The 16101-nt window shown below is 33.0% G+C and carries 30 protein-coding genes; all 30 read right to left on the reverse strand.

All coding sequences use genetic code 11. From position 1 onward, the window contains the following. Positions 1-221: 221 nt before the first annotated feature. A complete protein-coding gene (locus E6A48_RS00680; RefSeq protein WP_219708113.1) occupies positions 222-806 on the reverse strand; it encodes a Smr/MutS family protein in 585 nt (194 codons plus the stop codon). Positions 807-819: 13 nt separating this feature from the next. Further along, entirely contained in the window at positions 820-2286 is a 1467-nt protein-coding gene (gene rho, locus E6A48_RS00685) for a transcription termination factor Rho (protein ID WP_219708114.1), read from the reverse strand. Positions 2287-2418: 132 nt separating this feature from the next. Beyond that, positions 2419-2808 (reverse strand): 50S ribosomal protein L17, encoded by a 390-nt coding sequence (gene rplQ, locus E6A48_RS00690; protein ID WP_157152060.1) that lies wholly within the window; start codon positions 2806-2808, stop codon positions 2419-2421. An 18-nt stretch (positions 2809-2826) separates the two neighbouring features. After that, positions 2827-3804 carry a DNA-directed RNA polymerase subunit alpha gene (locus tag E6A48_RS00695; RefSeq protein WP_219708115.1) on the reverse strand — a complete coding sequence of 326 codons (978 nt, stop codon included), beginning with the start codon at positions 3802-3804 and terminating at the stop codon, positions 2827-2829. A 30-nt stretch (positions 3805-3834) separates the two neighbouring features. Then, positions 3835-4461, reverse strand: coding sequence for a 30S ribosomal protein S4 (gene rpsD, locus E6A48_RS00700; protein WP_219708116.1), 627 nt, complete (start codon positions 4459-4461; stop codon positions 3835-3837). Positions 4462-4482: 21 nt separating this feature from the next. Continuing rightward, positions 4483-4893, reverse strand: a complete 411-nt coding sequence (rpsK, locus tag E6A48_RS00705) for a 30S ribosomal protein S11 (RefSeq protein ID WP_013243948.1) — start codon at positions 4891-4893, stop codon at positions 4483-4485. 22 nt (positions 4894-4915) lie between these two features. Continuing rightward, positions 4916-5305, reverse strand: a complete 390-nt coding sequence (gene rpsM / locus E6A48_RS00710) for a 30S ribosomal protein S13 (protein ID WP_013243949.1) — start codon at positions 5303-5305, stop codon at positions 4916-4918. Between the two features lie 22 nt (positions 5306-5327). Next, positions 5328-5444, reverse strand: a complete 117-nt coding sequence (rpmJ, locus tag E6A48_RS00715) for a 50S ribosomal protein L36 (RefSeq protein ID WP_014933892.1) — start codon at positions 5442-5444, stop codon at positions 5328-5330. Positions 5445-5464: 20 nt separating this feature from the next. Beyond that, positions 5465-5683, reverse strand: coding sequence for a translation initiation factor IF-1 (gene infA / locus E6A48_RS00720; RefSeq protein WP_013243950.1), 219 nt, complete (start codon positions 5681-5683; stop codon positions 5465-5467). A gap of 5 nt (positions 5684-5688) precedes the next feature. Next, on the reverse strand, positions 5689-7029 hold the full coding sequence (secY, locus tag E6A48_RS00725) for a preprotein translocase subunit SecY (protein ID WP_013243951.1): 1341 nt from the start codon (positions 7027-7029) through the stop codon (positions 5689-5691). Between the two features lie 12 nt (positions 7030-7041). Further along, positions 7042-7521: a 50S ribosomal protein L15 gene (gene rplO / locus E6A48_RS00730; protein ID WP_219708117.1), complete on the reverse strand. Its 480-nt coding sequence runs from the start codon at positions 7519-7521 to the stop codon at positions 7042-7044. 10 nt (positions 7522-7531) lie between these two features. Continuing rightward, positions 7532-7711: a 50S ribosomal protein L30 gene (rpmD, locus tag E6A48_RS00735; protein WP_219708118.1), complete on the reverse strand. Its 180-nt coding sequence runs from the start codon at positions 7709-7711 to the stop codon at positions 7532-7534. Next, positions 7711-8223, reverse strand: coding sequence for a 30S ribosomal protein S5 (gene rpsE / locus E6A48_RS00740; RefSeq protein WP_014933894.1), 513 nt, complete (start codon positions 8221-8223; stop codon positions 7711-7713). Before rpsE ends, rpmD begins: the two co-directional genes overlap by 1 nt. Before the next feature lie 11 nt (positions 8224-8234). Then, the gene (gene rplR / locus E6A48_RS00745) at positions 8235-8591 is read right to left on the reverse strand and encodes a 50S ribosomal protein L18 (RefSeq protein ID WP_013243955.1); all 357 of its coding nucleotides are present in this window, start codon (positions 8589-8591) and stop codon (positions 8235-8237) included. A 12-nt stretch (positions 8592-8603) separates the two neighbouring features. Further along, complete coding sequence (gene rplF / locus E6A48_RS00750) at positions 8604-9176, reverse strand: 50S ribosomal protein L6 (RefSeq protein WP_013243956.1); 573 nt, start codon at positions 9174-9176, stop codon at positions 8604-8606. Between the two features lie 25 nt (positions 9177-9201). Continuing rightward, positions 9202-9603, reverse strand: coding sequence for a 30S ribosomal protein S8 (gene rpsH / locus E6A48_RS00755; protein ID WP_013243957.1), 402 nt, complete (start codon positions 9601-9603; stop codon positions 9202-9204). Positions 9604-9621: 18 nt separating this feature from the next. After that, positions 9622-9807, reverse strand: coding sequence for a type Z 30S ribosomal protein S14 (locus tag E6A48_RS00760; protein WP_008723403.1), 186 nt, complete (start codon positions 9805-9807; stop codon positions 9622-9624). Beyond that, entirely contained in the window at positions 9807-10370 is a 564-nt protein-coding gene (gene rplE / locus E6A48_RS00765; RefSeq protein ID WP_219708119.1) for a 50S ribosomal protein L5, read from the reverse strand. Before rplE ends, E6A48_RS00760 begins: the two co-directional genes overlap by 1 nt. A gap of 16 nt (positions 10371-10386) precedes the next feature. Next, positions 10387-10728 (reverse strand): 50S ribosomal protein L24, encoded by a 342-nt coding sequence (gene rplX / locus E6A48_RS00770; protein WP_013243959.1) that lies wholly within the window; start codon positions 10726-10728, stop codon positions 10387-10389. Between the two features lie 2 nt (positions 10729-10730). Beyond that, positions 10731-11099 carry a 50S ribosomal protein L14 gene (gene rplN / locus E6A48_RS00775; RefSeq protein ID WP_014933895.1) on the reverse strand — a complete coding sequence of 123 codons (369 nt, stop codon included), beginning with the start codon at positions 11097-11099 and terminating at the stop codon, positions 10731-10733. Between the two features lie 5 nt (positions 11100-11104). Then, on the reverse strand, positions 11105-11467 hold the full coding sequence (gene rpsQ / locus E6A48_RS00780) for a 30S ribosomal protein S17 (protein WP_157152070.1): 363 nt from the start codon (positions 11465-11467) through the stop codon (positions 11105-11107). Between the two features lie 14 nt (positions 11468-11481). Next, positions 11482-11688, reverse strand: a complete 207-nt coding sequence (gene rpmC / locus E6A48_RS00785; protein ID WP_013243962.1) for a 50S ribosomal protein L29 — start codon at positions 11686-11688, stop codon at positions 11482-11484. After that, a complete protein-coding gene (rplP, locus tag E6A48_RS00790; protein WP_014933897.1) occupies positions 11688-12101 on the reverse strand; it encodes a 50S ribosomal protein L16 in 414 nt (137 codons plus the stop codon). Before rplP ends, rpmC begins: the two co-directional genes overlap by 1 nt. Beyond that, positions 12101-12838, reverse strand: coding sequence for a 30S ribosomal protein S3 (gene rpsC, locus E6A48_RS00795; RefSeq protein WP_013243964.1), 738 nt, complete (start codon positions 12836-12838; stop codon positions 12101-12103). The genes rplP and rpsC overlap by 1 nt, the downstream gene beginning before the upstream one ends. 3 nt (positions 12839-12841) lie before the next feature. Then, on the reverse strand, positions 12842-13246 hold the full coding sequence (gene rplV / locus E6A48_RS00800) for a 50S ribosomal protein L22 (protein WP_014933898.1): 405 nt from the start codon (positions 13244-13246) through the stop codon (positions 12842-12844). 11 nt (positions 13247-13257) lie between these two features. Beyond that, positions 13258-13527 carry a 30S ribosomal protein S19 gene (rpsS, locus tag E6A48_RS00805; RefSeq protein ID WP_013243966.1) on the reverse strand — a complete coding sequence of 90 codons (270 nt, stop codon included), beginning with the start codon at positions 13525-13527 and terminating at the stop codon, positions 13258-13260. After that, positions 13527-14363 carry a 50S ribosomal protein L2 gene (gene rplB, locus E6A48_RS00810; protein WP_219708120.1) on the reverse strand — a complete coding sequence of 279 codons (837 nt, stop codon included), beginning with the start codon at positions 14361-14363 and terminating at the stop codon, positions 13527-13529. The genes rpsS and rplB overlap by 1 nt, the downstream gene beginning before the upstream one ends. Positions 14364-14377: 14 nt before the next feature. Continuing rightward, a complete protein-coding gene (rplW, locus tag E6A48_RS00815; protein ID WP_173385055.1) occupies positions 14378-14671 on the reverse strand; it encodes a 50S ribosomal protein L23 in 294 nt (97 codons plus the stop codon). Between the two features lie 11 nt (positions 14672-14682). Further along, positions 14683-15330 carry a 50S ribosomal protein L4 gene (gene rplD, locus E6A48_RS00820; RefSeq protein WP_013243969.1) on the reverse strand — a complete coding sequence of 216 codons (648 nt, stop codon included), beginning with the start codon at positions 15328-15330 and terminating at the stop codon, positions 14683-14685. Positions 15331-15348: 18 nt separating this feature from the next. Next, positions 15349-16005 carry a 50S ribosomal protein L3 gene (rplC, locus tag E6A48_RS00825; RefSeq protein WP_013243970.1) on the reverse strand — a complete coding sequence of 219 codons (657 nt, stop codon included), beginning with the start codon at positions 16003-16005 and terminating at the stop codon, positions 15349-15351. Positions 16006-16101 lie beyond the last annotated feature (96 nt).

Genomic DNA, 16101 nt, shown 5'->3' on the forward strand with positions numbered 1-16101 from the left:
CTAATATCCTAGGAATATATAAAAAGATAATACCAATATTTTTAGCTAAAAAATTGCAGTCTTTTTGGTTCTTTTGGCCATACACACAGGTACTTCCTTCGGTCGCAAAAGAAGTGGGGGTCTTGCGTAAGCACACAGAGTGGTGGGCAAAGCCCAGTATCAAAAATAATATATAACTTTATTTTTTTAGAAATTGTAATTGTTTAGATATATACTAATAATTACAAATTCAAATAAATTAATTTAGCACCAGAGCCTCCTAATTCCCTCGGAGCATCTGAAACATATTTTATATAAGGCTTTCCCTCTGTAGCAATATAATATTCAACTGCGTTTTTTAATACTGGTATTTTATTTTCGCTTCCAAACCCTTTTCCATGTATTATAAGTATTGGGCTTATTTTATTTTTTTTGCATTCGCCGATAAAATGCTTTACCTCAATTAAAGCCCTATCAGCTGTAAGACCATGCAAATCTATTCTTTCTTTTGGAACGGCATTTTTTATTTTTGGCTTAAATTTGATATTATTTTTTGGAAGCTCTTTTTTTGAATGATTGCTGCAATCAAGGTTTTTAATAGCATTTAAAAATAAAAGTCTCTCTTCTTCACTTACAGTATAATTATTAGTTATATTATCTTTATAGGTTTCTTTATATTCTTCATTTTTAGCTGAATGATTGAGAGTATTTTTATTTGATGTTTCATTTTCTTTTTTTAGCACTTTATTTTCTTCATAATCTCTCGGAAAATATCCATGCTCTACAAAAAATTTAAATAGCCTCTCATCATCATATTTGTCAGACATTGATACTAAAACCTCATGAGTTTAATAATTTTAAAAACTCAGAATTATCTTTAGTATTTTTCATTTTAGCTATCATCTTCTCAATAAAGTCGTATTCATCAATATTGATACCCTGACCCTGAACGCTTCTAACAAGATTCATCTTAGCAAGCTCTTCCTCATTAAGAAGTAAATCATCTCTTCTAGTAGAAGAAGAATCAATATCAATAGCAGGGAATATTCTTCTATTAGCAAACTTCCTCTCTAAATGAAGCTCCATATTACCAGTACCCTTAAACTCTTCGTAAATATAATCGTCCATCTTACTTCCAGTATCAACTAAAGCAGAAGCGATTATTGTAAGAGAGCCGCCCTCTTCTATATTACGAGCAGCACCGAAGAATTTTTTAGGCTTATGAAGTGCATTAGAATCAACTCCTCCTGTTAATACCTTACCGCTTGCAGGCACTACTAAGTTATAAGCCCTTGAAAGTCTTGTTATAGAATCTAATATAATTACAACATCATGTTTATTTTCAACTAATCTCTTAGCCTTCTCTAATACCATCTCTGAAACTTGACAATGCTTCTCTGGAAGTTCATCAAAAGTAGAAGCAATAACTTCAGCCTCTGGAACTTGTCTTTTCATGTCAGTAACCTCTTCAGGACGCTCATCTATAAGAAGAATGAAAAGTTTGATATCAGGATAGTTTTTACATATAGCATTAGCAATCTCTTGAAGCATCATAGTTTTACCAGCTTTAGGAGGTGCTACTATTAATCCCCTCTGACCTTTACCTATAGGAGATACTAAATTTATAATACGAGTAGAAATTTTATTTGGAGCAAACTCTAAATTAATTCTTTCATTAGGAAATATTGGAGTAAGTTTATCAAATAAAGGTCTTCTATGCAAATTATCAGGTTTTTCGCCATTAACAGATTCTATTCTAAGTAAAGCAAAAAACTTTTCACCTGCATTATCTTTAGGAGGTCTTACTTCTCCGCTAATAACATCTCCTGTTCTAAGTCCAAAAAGTCTAATTTGTGCAGGAGAGATATATATGTCATCAGAACCTACTAAGTAATTTGTGTTTTTAGAACGTAAGAAACCAAATCCGTCTTGCAAAGTTTCTAATGTACCCTCTGCAACAACTTTACCTTCTAAATTAATATGAGATTTTACTATTAAATGCATTAATTCTTGTCTTCTTAAATTGCTATTAGTATCTTTCTTAATGCCATAATTTTCAGCAAAATCTATTAATTCGTCAAAAGTTAAAACACTTAATTGGCTAATATAAAGTACATCAAAAGGTCTTTGAATTTTATTAGCACTCTCTTCTTCTTTAGTATTATCTTCATCATTAGGAATTTCTTCTTTTTCTTCTTCTTGAGTCTTAGCAACTACCTTTCTAACGACTTTTCTTACCTTTCTTACTTTTTTCAAAGGCACAACATTTTCATCAGCAGAAAACTCTAAATTGTTATCTTCAGACATAAGTAACCTCCATAAACCTTATATGTAAGTTATAGTCTATAAAAACTATAACCAACACATAAAATTTACTTTTGTTTATATATAATTAGATTAATAAACGATTATTATTTTAAATTGTTATAAAATTATTTTTTATTTTGCTTCAGTTTTATTAGCAGATGAACTGTCAGAATCGCATAACATCACAATACACATATCAGCTCCATCACCAAATCTTTTATATGATAAGATTTTTCTTACAAATCCACCATTTTTATTAGCATACTTAGGAGCAATATCTTTGAAAAGTTTAGCAAGTATTGCTTTATCTTTTACATATTTAGAAACTAATCTTCTATTATGAACATTATCAACTTTAGCTCTATAAATTAACTTATCAGCTAACTGTTTTAAAGCTCTACCTTTCTCTTTAGTAGTTTCAATTTTCTCATATTTGAAAAGAGAAGTTATCATATTGTTAAACATAGCCTTTTTGTGGGCAGTAGTTTTATTAAATTTTTTAACAGTAACTCTATGTCTCATACATTATCCTTAATTTTATTAGCCTCTCATACCAAGATGAGCATTATATTCTGCAAGCTTTTCTTTAATCTCTTCTATAATCATTTCGTTAGCACCGATTAATCTTAACAAATCAGCATCAGTTTTAAGAGCAACTTTATCTAAAGTTTTAAGATCAGAAGATATTAAGAAATTAGCAGTTCTAACAGAAAACTCAACTTCTTCAACATGTTTATCTTTTAAAGAATCAAGTACAGAATCTTTAGGAGTTTCTTCTATTTTTTCATCATCACCATTAGCCTCTTCAGGAAGCATAAAAGGAGTGAGATTATCTCTAAGTAATTTAGCTGCCCAAGATAAAGCTTTTTCAGGGGCAATATTACCTTTAGTTTCTATTTCTAAAGTAAGCTTACCATAATAATTTATACGCTGACCCACTCTAACATCATCAACAGCAAATTTTACACTTACTATAGGAGAATATATAGCATCTATAGCTATAGCATTCACATCTTCAAGCAACTCCATATTCACTTCAGCAGGCACATAATTATAACCTGATTCTATCTGAACATCCATTTCAAAAGTATAACCTTCAGCTATAGTAGCAATATGATGTTCTGGATTAAATACAGATACATCAGCATCAGCTTGAGCAAAATCACCAGCAGTAACTGTACAAGGACCTTCTTTTTTAATATGTATAGTTTTAGCATCAACATTTTCAGGAAGAGCTACTACAACATTTTTAAGATGCATAATCATCACTATTGTGTCTTCTTTCATACCAGGAACATTTTCAAATTCATTAGTAACGCCATCTATTTTGATAGCAGTGATAGCATATCCAGGTATAGATGATAATAATACTCTTCTTAGAGCATTTCCAATAGTAGTGGCATATCCTCTCTCAAAAGGCTGTGCTACAAATTTACCATAATTAGGAGTTAAATCTCTAGCTTCAAATGTAACTCTATGCGGATGTCTAATAGATTCTAATATTTCTTTTAATGCCATTCTTTCAATACCCCTTATCAAAGAGTTCCATTACTTAGAATAATACTCAATAATGAGTTGTTCATTAATAGGATACTCTATATGTTCTCTTATTGGCAATGTTACTATTTCACCTTGTTTAGCAGATAAATCTAAACTTAACCAAGCAGGAACATACTCACTTTTTAAACCATCAAGCAATTCTTTTACTTGAGCAATAGAATTTCCTCTCTGAGAGAAAGAAACTTTATCTCCAACTTTCATACTATAAGAAGGTACAGACATAGTTTTTCCATTAACATTAATGAAACCATGTTGTACAAATTGTCTAGCCTGAGCTCTGCTTTTAGCAAGACCAAGTCTATAAACAACATTATCAAGACGAAGCTCTAATAATCTAAGTAAGTTTTCACCAGTAACACCTGCTACACGGTTAGCTTCATGATAATAATTTCTGAATTGTTTTTCTAATATTCCATAAATACGTTTAACTTTTTGTTTTTCTCTCATCTGAATACCGTATTCTGATAATTGTTTCATTTTACGGTTAGTAGGACCTGGAACTTCTCTCTTTTTTGTTATAGCACATTTAGCCGTAAGACATCTCTCGCCTTTAAGCATAAGTTTCATTTTTTCACGACGGCATAATCTGCAACTTGCATCTCTATATCTAGCCATAATTATTTATCTCCCAATTAATTATATTCTTCTTCTTTTTTGAGGACGGCAACCATTATGAGGCATTGGTGTAACATCCTTAATAAGTTTTACTTTTAATCCTGCAGCTTCTACAGCTCTGATTGAGCTTTCTCTACCCATACCAGGACCTTTTACATAAACTTCAACTTCTCTTACACCCATCTCATAAGCTTTTTTAGATGCCTTCTCACTAGCAACCTGTGCAGCAAATGGAGTAGATTTTTTACTACTTTTATATTCTCCATCTAAGCCAGCACTAGCCCAAGATAAAGTATCACCGTTTCTATCAGTGATAGTAACTATTGTATTATTAAAGCTAGCTTTTATATGCACTATACCAAAAGCTTCTACTTTTCTATCTTTTTTTATTTTTTTATCTTTTAGTGTTTTTTTACCTTTTTGAGTAGCCACTATTCTCCCCCATTAGTTATTTTTACTTCTTACCTGGTGCTTTTTTCTTACCAGCTATAGCTTTTCTAGCTCCGCCGCCTCTAGCGTTACGAGAGTTAGTTCTTGTTCTTTGTCCGCGTACTGGAAGTCTTTTTATATGACGCATTCCGCGATATGAGTGAATATCTTTTAAACGTTTAATATTATTAAAAAGCTCTGTACGCAAATCTCCTTCCACTTTAGTTGTGGCTTCTATTGCATCTCTTAAAGCTGTAATTTGAGCATCTGTAAGGTCTTTAGCTTTAATAGAATAATCTATATTAGCCTTATCACAAATTACATGTGCTAAAGTACGTCCTATACCATATATATCTGTTAGGGCGATTTCTATTCTTTTATTATTTCTTATTTCAACACCCATTAAACGTGCCATACTAATTATCTCCTTAAATTAATTACTTCTGTTTTTGTTTATGTCTTGGGTTTTTCTTACATATGACTCTAACTACGCCTTTTCTTCTTACTATTTGACAGTCATTGCAGCGTTTTTTTACCGAACTTTTTACTTTCATATTAAATGTTCTCCATTATTTTACTTATAACGATAAATTATTCTACCCTTTGTTAAATCATAGGGCGACATTTCTATAGTTACCTTATCCCCAGGAAGTATACGAATAAAGTTCATACGCATCTTTCCAGAAATATGTGCCAATATCTTATGACCATTCTCTAACTCTACTCTAAAAGTAGCATTAGGAAGAGGCTCTACTACTGTACCTTCTACCTCTATATTTTCTTTCTCTGCCATATTAATTACCTTCTCACCTTAGACTTCTTCAATATACCATCATAGTTATGCATCTGCAAGTAAGACTCTATTTGTTTTAATAATTCAACAGCAACACTTACACTAATCATTACAGATGTACCACCCATCAAATAAACCAAAGAATTGTTAGTTCCTTTGAAAGGAGCAAATACAGGAATCTTAGACATTAAATCTGGGAACACAGCAATAGCAGCCAAGAATAATGAACCACCTATTGTTATTCTGCTTAATACCGTTTTAAGATATTCAGCAGTTTGTGTACCAGGTCTGTAACCAGGGATAAATCCGCCTTGTTTTTTAAGATTCTCTGCTATATCATCTGGATTAAATTGTACAGATGTATAAACATAGGCAAACATAATAACCAAAAGACAATAAAGAATTATATAAGCCCAGCTTCCATAAGAGAAAAATCTAAGCAAAGCGTCCAACCATCTCCATTGAACACCTCTTGTTAAACTAGCAATCTGTGCTGGAATAGCCATCAAAGCAGATGCGAATATTATAGGTATAACACCAGATGGGTTAATCTTGAAAGGTATATGAGTTGATTGTGCACCAAAAACCTTTCTTCCTACAACTCTCTTAGCATATTGAACAGGTATTCTTCTCTGTCCGCTCTCTTCATAAACTACACAGAATATTACTATAGCAAATATTATAAAGAAAAGAACTATTACCAATGAGTTTAAGTAATCAGTATCTTTTTTCTGTATAACATCATAGAATCCTGCAGGAATACGAGCAACAATACCAGCGAAAATTATTACAGATATACCATTACCAAGGCCGCGTTCTGTAATTTGGTCACCTAGCCACATTAAGAACATGGTACCAGTAGTAGCTGTAATCACTACGAGAAGTATAAAACCTAAACCAGGTCTCATAAATATCATAGCACCTTCATTTATACTTTGAATCCAGCTAGCCATAGCTGCAGATTGAACCACACAAAGACCAAGTGTTAGATATCTAACATATTGGTTAATTTTTTTACGACCACTTTCACCTTCTTTTTGCATTCTCTCAAGTGCTGGTATAACAACACCTAAAAGCTGCATGATGATAGAAGCGGATATATAAGGCATAATTCCAAGTGCTAATATAGAAAATCTAAACAAAGCACCGCCAGAAAATAAATCCATAATAGTTAAAAGACCGCCGCCACCTTGAGCTGATGATAAAAAGCCCAAAAGAGCAGTTGGGTCTATACCTGGAGTTGGAATATGACTGCCTATTCTATATACCAAAATAGCAAGAACTGTAAACAGTATCCTGCTTCTTAATTCTGGTACTCTAAATATATTAGTTAATGACTTAAACATTTATAAACAACCTTACTTCTTTTCTCTAATATATTTTTTACGTTCATGTATTATAACTTTACCGCCAGATTTTTCAATCTTTTCTATAGCTTTTTTGCTAGCAAGATCAACGGTAATAGTAATAGCACTTTTTACTTCACCCATAGAAAGAAGTTTTATATAATCTTTAGTAGAAGATAAATAACCTAATTTAACTAAAGCCTCTCTAGATATCTCAGTAGCACCTAATGAATCTAAGTCTCCAACATTGATAACATCTACAGACTTTTTGAAAGCAGCATTAGTGAAACCACTTTTAGGAATTCTTCTATGTAAAGGCATCTGTCCGCCTTCAAAACCAGCTCTTCTGCTGTAACCTGCACGAGACTGAGCACCTTTATCACCTCTTCCTGCAGTACAACCCCAACCAGAACCTTGTCCGCGTCCTACTCTATGACGATTTTTGCTTGATCCTTTTGGAGCTCTTAATATTTTTGTATTTTCCTGTGCCATTCTCTAGCCCTCACTTATACTCTACTTTTAAAAGATGTGATATTTTATTAATCATTCCATTTATTTGAGGAGTTGCTTCGTGTTCTACAACTCTTCTGCTTTTCTTGAAACCTAAAGCTACAACAGTATCTCTTTGAGACTTTTCATAGCCTATAGGAGATTTAACTAATGTTATTACAACTTTAGCCATTATTCAGCCCTCCCATAAATCTGGTCAACACTAATTCCTCTTTTATTAGCCATATCTTGAACAGTTTGTAAAGATTTTAAACCTTCAAAAGTAGCTTTAGCTAAGTTCATAGAATTGTTATTACCTAAAGATTTTGAAAGAATATTTTTTACACCTGCTAATTCTAATACAGCACGTGCAGGACCGCCTGATATTACACCTGTACCTTTAGAAGCTGGTTTCATTATTATTCTGCTGCTTCTAAATACACCAACTGTATTATGAGGAATAGTTTCACCTTTAAGGTTAACTTCTATCATATTCTTTTTAGCCTGTTCTATAGCTTTTCTTATAGCATCAGGTACTTCATTAGCTTTACCGTAACCTAAACCAACATGTCCGTTCTTATCACCTAAAACCATTAAAGCTGCAAATCTAAAACGTCTTCCACCTTTCATAACTTTAGCTACTCTGTTTAAAGTTATTAGACGCTCTTCAAACATACTTTTTTCTTCGTTATTATCGTGTGCCAAGGTTATACTCCTTAAAATTTCAATCCTGCTTCACGAGCACCGTCAGCTAAGGATTTTATTTTTCCATGATATATATAGCCGTTTCTATCAAACACTACTTCACTAATATTTTTTTCTTTTGCTCTAGTAGCTAATACTTTACCTATCTCTTTAGCTATATCTACATTTTTACCGCTTTTTAAATCTTTCTCTTGAGAAGATGCTGATACTAAAGTTAATCCTTTACTATCATCTATTATTTGAGCAGATACATATTTAAGACTTTTATAAACTGTAAGTCTAGGACGCTTTGAACTTCCTTCTATTTTTATACGTATACTTCTCTTTCTTCTTTCACGTTGAGCTTTAATTTTTTCTCTTAAACTCATATAGCTTACCCCTTACTTAGCAGCTTTTTTACTTTCTTTCATTTTAACATACTCGCCTTCAAATCTTACACCTTTACCTTTATAAGGCTCAACAGGTCTTTTCTTTTTAATATTCATAGCGAGTTCGCCTACTTTCTCTTTATCATTACCTTCTATAATGATTTTAGTGTCTTTTTCTACTGTTACTTTGATACCCTCAGGGATTTTCATTTTTACATCACTAGAAAAACCTAATTGTAATGTTAAAGTATCTCCCTGAACATTAGAACGGTAACCTGTACCTTCTAATTGTAATACTTTTTTATAACCAGTATTAACACCTTCTATCATGTTAGAAATAAGTTTCCAAACTAAACCTAATTTAGCAGAATACTTAGCTTTATTTTCTTTTATAGCTTCTTCATCAGTGCTATCAATCTTAGGAGGTTTAACCCAAAGAGAATTATTTTCAAGTTCAAGTATTATATAATCAAAAAACTCTCTTGTCAACTCCCCTCTTTTACCTTTTACTACTACTTTGTGGCCGTCAATTTTTACTTCAACGCCTTGAGGAATAGCTATAGGCTTATTTGATAATCTACTCATTATAAATACCCTCTCTCAATTTATATTACCATACATAACATAAAACTTCGCCGCCAACTTTCTCTTTTCTAGCTTCTTTATCAGTCATTACACCTTTACTAGTAGAGATTACAGATATACCGAAACCATTTTTTACTTGAGGAATAGTATCTACTGATGTATAAACTCTAAGACCTGGAGTTGATACTCTTTGAATACCTTCTATAACAGAATTTCCCTCATAATATTTCAAATCTATTTCTATGCGGAAGAAATTTTTATCTTTTACTTCTACTTTTTTGAAGTCATTAATATACCCTTCTTTTTTCAAAATTGCAAGTATATTTTCCATTTTTGTAGAAAAAGGTATAGTTACATTCTCTTTTTTTGCTCTACAACCATTTCTAATTACAGTTAAAGCATCTGCTATTGGATCATGTACGCTCATTTATATACTCTCCTTAAATTACCAACTAGACTTAGTTACGCCCGGAATTAAACCTTTATTTGCTAAATCTCTAAAACAGATTCTACACATTTTATACTGTCTTATATAAGCACGAGGTCTTCCACATATAGGGCAGCGATTATATTGTCTTGTTTTATATTTTTGTTTTTTTGTAGCTTTAACTTTAAGTGCCAATCTAGCCATTATTTATTCTCCTGACTTTTAGGTGCAGCACGAAATGGCAAACCTATACGTTCTAATAAAGTGCGAGCCATATCGTCATTATCTGCAGTTGTTACTATTGTTATATTTAATCCCTTAACAGCATCTGTTTTGTCGAAACTTATTTCTGGGAATATAATATGCTCTTTTATACCTAAATTGTAATTACCTCTTCCGTCAAAACCTCTTCTAGGAATACCTTGGAAGTCTCTTACTCTTGGTAAAGCTATAAATATTAACCTTTCCAAGAAGTCATACATTCTCTCTCCTCTCAAAGTTACTCTACAACCTATAGGCATACCTTGTCTTAATTTGAAGTTAGCTATAGACTTTTTAGCTCTAGTGATAACAGCTCTCTGACCTGCTATTTGACTAAGTTCTTCTACAGCAGAGTCAACATATTTTTTATCTGTTACAGCTTGAGTAATACCCATATTGATAATAATTTTCTCTATTTTAGGTATAGCCATAGAGGAGCTTAAATTCATATCTTTTAACAAAGATTGTCTTATTTCATTTTCATATCTATCTTTCAATACTGACATATTTAATAACTCCTACTTACTTATCAAGAACTTCGCCTGATTTTTTGGCATATCTTTTTAATTTTCCATCAACTTCTTTTCTTCCAACCCTAGTAGTTTTACCGCCTTTGTCAACCAACATAAGATTAGATATATGTATAGAAGCCTCTTTCTCAACTATACCGCCTTTTTGATTCTCTTGACTTTTAGGCATAGTTTTTTTAATCATGTTAATATTCTTTACGAAAGCTCTTCCCTTTGCTCTGTCTATAGACAATACTTCACCGCGTTCTCCGCTCTGCTCTCCAGCTATCACTTCAACAGTATCGCCTTTTTTTATTTTGTATTTTGTATTACTAAAATCTTTTTTCTTTATCATAATTATATTACCTCTGGTGCAAGTGATACGATTTTCATAAAGCCTTTATCCCTAAGTTCACGAGCTACAGGTCCGAATATACGTTTACCACGAGGCTCTTTTTTATCGTCTACTATAACAGCTGCATTCTCATCAAAACGTATGTATGAACCATCAGGGCGTCTAACTTCTTTCTTTACTCTTACTATTACAGCTTTTACAACTTTACCTTTTTCTATAGAGCAAGTAGGGATTATATCAGTTACAGAACAAACTATAACATCTCCTAAAGTAGCATATCTGCGTCTACTTCCTCCTAATACCTTAATACATTTCAACTTCTTTACGCCTGTGTTGTCGGCTACATTAAGAGTAGTTGGTACTTGTATCATAATTCTTACTCTCCTTCAACCTGTGAAGAAACTGCTGCTTCTGGAGCATGCTTCTCACGTTTTAATACGCTTTCTACATCGCTATCCATAGAATCTTTCTCTACACGCTCAGACTTCTTAACGATTTTTACTAATCTAAATTTTTTATCTTTACTAATAGGTCTGCACTCTATTATTCTTACTAAATCGCCTTCTAAACATTCATTTTTTTCATCATGAGCTTTATAGCGTTTATTCTTACTTATAGTCTTACCATAAAGGGGGTGTTTCTGTTTACTCTCTACTTTTACAACTATAGTTTTATCCATTTTATCAGAAACTACAATTCCTTCAAGTACTCTTTTATATTTTTTTGCTTTGTTTTCCACAGTAATACCTCACACTATTTTTTTATGCCAAGTTCATGCTGACGTATAAATGTCTTAACTCTAGCTATATCTTTGCGAGCTTTCTTTAATTGATGAGTTTGTCTTGCATCACCAACTACTTTTTCAAATCTATGCTCTTGATATTCTTTTTCTAATTTTAGAAGTTCACCCTTAAGCTCTTCTAAACCTAATGACTTATAATCTTTATTATTCTTAGCCATTATATAGCCTCCCTCTTAATGAACTTAGTTTTAATAGGAAGCTTGAAACCAGCTAATCTGAAAGCAGACTGTGCTAATTCTTCTGGTACACCTGCTATTTCAAATATAACTTTACCTGGCTTTACAACTGCTACCCAATATTCAACGTTACCTTTACCTTTACCCATTCTTGTTTCTGCTGGCTTTTTAGTATAAGGCTTGTCTGGAAATACTTTTATCCACATTTTACCTACACGTTTAACATGTCTTGATATAGCAATACGTGCAGCTTCAATTTGTCTATCTGTAAGCCATACAGGCTCTAATGCCATTAAACCATAATCTCCAAAAGTTAAGTTACTTCCTCTTTTGGACTTACCTTTCATTCTACCTCTATGCTGTTTACGATACTTAGTTCTTGATGGTTGTAACATTATCTATCTCCTTTAGCACTGATAACTTTACCCGCATCATCTTGTTTGCTTTCTTTCTTATCAAGAATCTCGCCTTTATATATCCACACTTTTACCCCGATGATACCAAATGTAGTAGAAGCTTCAGCAGTACCATAATCTATATTTGCTCTTATTGTATGAAGAGGTACTGAACCATTTTTGTACTGTTCTGTTCTAGCGATATCTGCACCTGCTAAACGACCAGAACACATAACTTTTATACCTTTAGCACCTTTCTTCATAGCTTGAGTGATAACACTCTTCATAGCTCTTCTGAAAGCAACACGCATTTCTAATTGACGAGCTACGCTTTGTGCTGCCAATGTAGCATCTAATTCAGCCTCTTTGATTTCTGATATAGAAACATTAATAGGCTTTTTTACTAACTTTTGTACAGCAGCCTTAACAGCCTCAACTCTCTGACCCTTAGGACCTACAACTACTCCTACTCTTGCAGTAGAAATAAATACATTGATTCTATCTGGGAAACGTACTATTTGTATGTCAGATATAGCAGGATCAAAAGACTCTTTCTTTCCGCCAATTTTTTTCTGTTCTTCTTTTAATGTCTTATAATAATAGTTCATTATATAGCGTCTTATAGATAAATCTTCATGCAAACTATCTGCATAAGTTCTGCCATCTTCGAACCATTTACTAGACCAAGTTTTATTAACTCCGAGTCTTAAACCTATTGGACTAACCTTTTGACCCATAGTTTATACCTCCGCTACTTTAGCTGCTTCTTCTTTTTTTGCAACTCTCTTAATTTTTTTCTTCTCAGGTTTTTTTTCATCACTTAATACTATAGTAATATGTGAATTTCTTTTTAATATAGGATCAGCACTACCACGACTTGCTGCTCTTATGCGTTTCAATGATGGTGCTTTATCAACAAAAGCTGTCTTAACCCATAAAGTGTCTGGGTTAATAGTTCTAGTCTGAGAAATAGCATTTGCTATACCGCTTTTTATAGCTTTTCTAAGTACAACTGATGACATTTGTGGCATAGTTGTAAGATTAGCGATAGCATGGTTAACATACTCACCTTTAACGAAAGGAAGTAATCTTGCTACTTTCCTGCGACCTATGCGTAAATAACGTACCTTTACCTTATATTCCATAGTCCAATTCCTTATTTCTTAGCTACCTTAGCTGCACCTGCATGTGAACGAAAAGTTCTAGTAGGAGCAAATTCACCTAATTTATGACCTATCATATTCTCTTGTACATAAACTGCTACAAATGTTTTACCATTATGTACATTGATTGTAAAACCTATCATCTCTGGAATAATTGTTGAAGCACGGCTATAAGTTTTTATTTGGTGCTTGTTATCTCCAGCTTGTATCTTCTTGAAAAGATTTTTATCTACAAAAGGTCCTTTCTTAATAGAGCGAGACATTATTTCTTACCCCCTCTTCTCTTAATTATTAATCTGTCAGAATATTTGTTTTTCTTTCTAGTCTTATATCCCTTAGTAGGTACACCTGTAGGAGATACTGGATGTGGGTTACCCTGTCCACTCTTACCTTCACCACCACCGTGTGGGTGATCTACTGGGTTCATTACAACACCTCTTACTTTTGGTCTTCTACCTTTATGTCTAGTAGTACCAGCTTTACCGTCTGTAGTGTTGAAATGATCTAAGTTACCGATTTGTCCTATAGTAGCATAACAATCTTCTAATATTCTTCTCTCTTCACCAGAGCGAAGTCTTATTACACAATAACCACCAGATTTTGCTGTTATCTGAGCACCACCGCCTGCTGCTCTAACAAGCTGACCACCTTTTCCTGGTGTTATTTCTATGTTATGTATTATAGTACCTAAAGGTATCTTTTTTAAAGGTAAAGTGCAACCTACTTTTACTTTAGCATTTTCTCCGCTAACAACTCTGTCGCCTACATTAAGTCCCAATGGCCATATTATATATCTTTTTTCACCATCTGTGTAATGTAAAAGAGCTATACGAGCTGTTCTGTTAGGATCATACTCTATAGAAACTACTTTAGCTTCTATATCATGCTTATCTCTTCTAAAATCTACTAATCTAAATAATTTCTTGTGTCCACCACCACGACGACGCATAGTGATACGACCGTTTGAACCTCTTCCGCTTATGCGTTTTTTACCGCATACTAATGATTTACAAGGCTCATTTGTTGTTATATCCGAAAAATCAACTACTGTACGATAACGTAAACTTGGTGTTGTCGGTTTAAATTTCTTAATAGCCATCGGTATCCCTCAACTTATTTTACTATATCTATTGATTCTTTGCCATCGAGAACTATTATCGCTTTTTTATAACTGCGTGTATAACCGCGTCTGCTCATTCTGCGATTTTTCTTCTTAGGCTTTACATTTATTATCTTACAATCTAGCGGATGTACATTAAATATTTTTTCAACCGCTTTCTTCAACTCTTGCTTATTAGCGTCCTGTCTTACTCTAAATACATAATAACGCTTCTCTGTTCCTTTAGGCTCAGTTCTAAGGATATTACTCTTTTCTGTAAGTATAGGCTCAATTAAAAGTGAATACATGCTCATATTTATTATCCCTTAATTCTAGCATTTAATTTAGATAAAGCTGTTTTAGTAAAGTATACTTCATCAGCATAATATAAAGGATGTATAGACATACTGTCTGCATTTACAAGCTTTAAATCTTTGATGTTTCTTAAAGATAATAATAACTTATTGTAATTATCACCTAATGACTCATCTTTACCTACTACAAATGCTACTTTTCTGCTATTTGGCTCTTTAACCTTACTTATAAAACTTGCCATTCTTTTTGTCTTTGGAGCATCAAAAGTGAAATCCTCAAAAACTTTAAGAACATTGTTACCATATTTCAAAGATAAAACAGACAATAGAGCCTTACGTTTCATCTTTTTAGGCAATCTATAACTATAATCTCTAGGCTTAGGAGTATGTGTTTTACCACCGCCTACCCAAATTGGTGAACGTGTAGAACCTGCTCTTGCTCTACCTGTACCTTTTTGTCTCCAAGGCTTTTTACCGCCTCCTGAAACTTCTGCTCTTGTTTTAGTAGAGTGAGTTCCTTGACGTCTGTTCGCCAACTCATTTTTGATTGCTTCGTAAAGTAGATTGTTGTTAACTTCTGATTTGAATATCTCGTCAACTACCTCTAAATTACCTACGCTATCTCCATTTTCATTTAGTATTACTACTTCCATTTTATCATCCTGCTTTTATTATTTAGTCATTGAGTTCTTCTTCTTATTTTTCTTCTTAGCTGCTTGAGTGATTTTTACTATACCGTTTATAGCTCCAGGTATAGAACCTTTAATCATAATCAAGTTATCTTCTGGTCTTATTTCAACTACTTTTAAGTTTTGTATAGTAGTTAAAGTATTACCCATATGACCAGGCATACCTTTGCCTTTCCATACTCTTGCAGGGTAACTGTTACAACCTATAGAACCTGCTCTTCTTCTGAAATTAGAACCATGACTCATAGGACCACCATCGTAATTATGTCTTTTCATTACGCCGGCAAATCCTCTACCTTTGCTCAAAGAACTAACATCTATAAAATCGCCCGCTTGAAATATATCTACTTTAAGTTCCTGACCAACTGTATAAGCACTTGAATCATCTAACCTAAATTCTTTTAAATATTTCTTAGGCTCTAAATTTGCTTTTTTAAATTGCCCTATTTGTGGCTTTTTTAAATGCTTTTCTTTTACAGCACCATAACCTAATTGAATAGCATTATAGCCATCTTTCTCATTATCTCTAACCTGCATAACTGTGCATGGCCCAGCCTCTACAACTGTTACTGCTATAGCATTGCCAGTTTCATCGAAAACTGTTGTCATACCCAATTTTCTGCCAATTATTCCTACCATCGGCTAATCCTCTATAATGATTTTACTACTTCTTTTTTTACCAATTTTTAAGTCAAACTATTAAAATTATAACCATACAAACAAAACGTAGTAAAG

Origin of the sequence: Brachyspira pilosicoli, assembly GCF_019402445.1 — a bacterium.
Lineage (GTDB): Bacteria > Spirochaetota > Brachyspiria > Brachyspirales > Brachyspiraceae > Brachyspira > Brachyspira pilosicoli_B.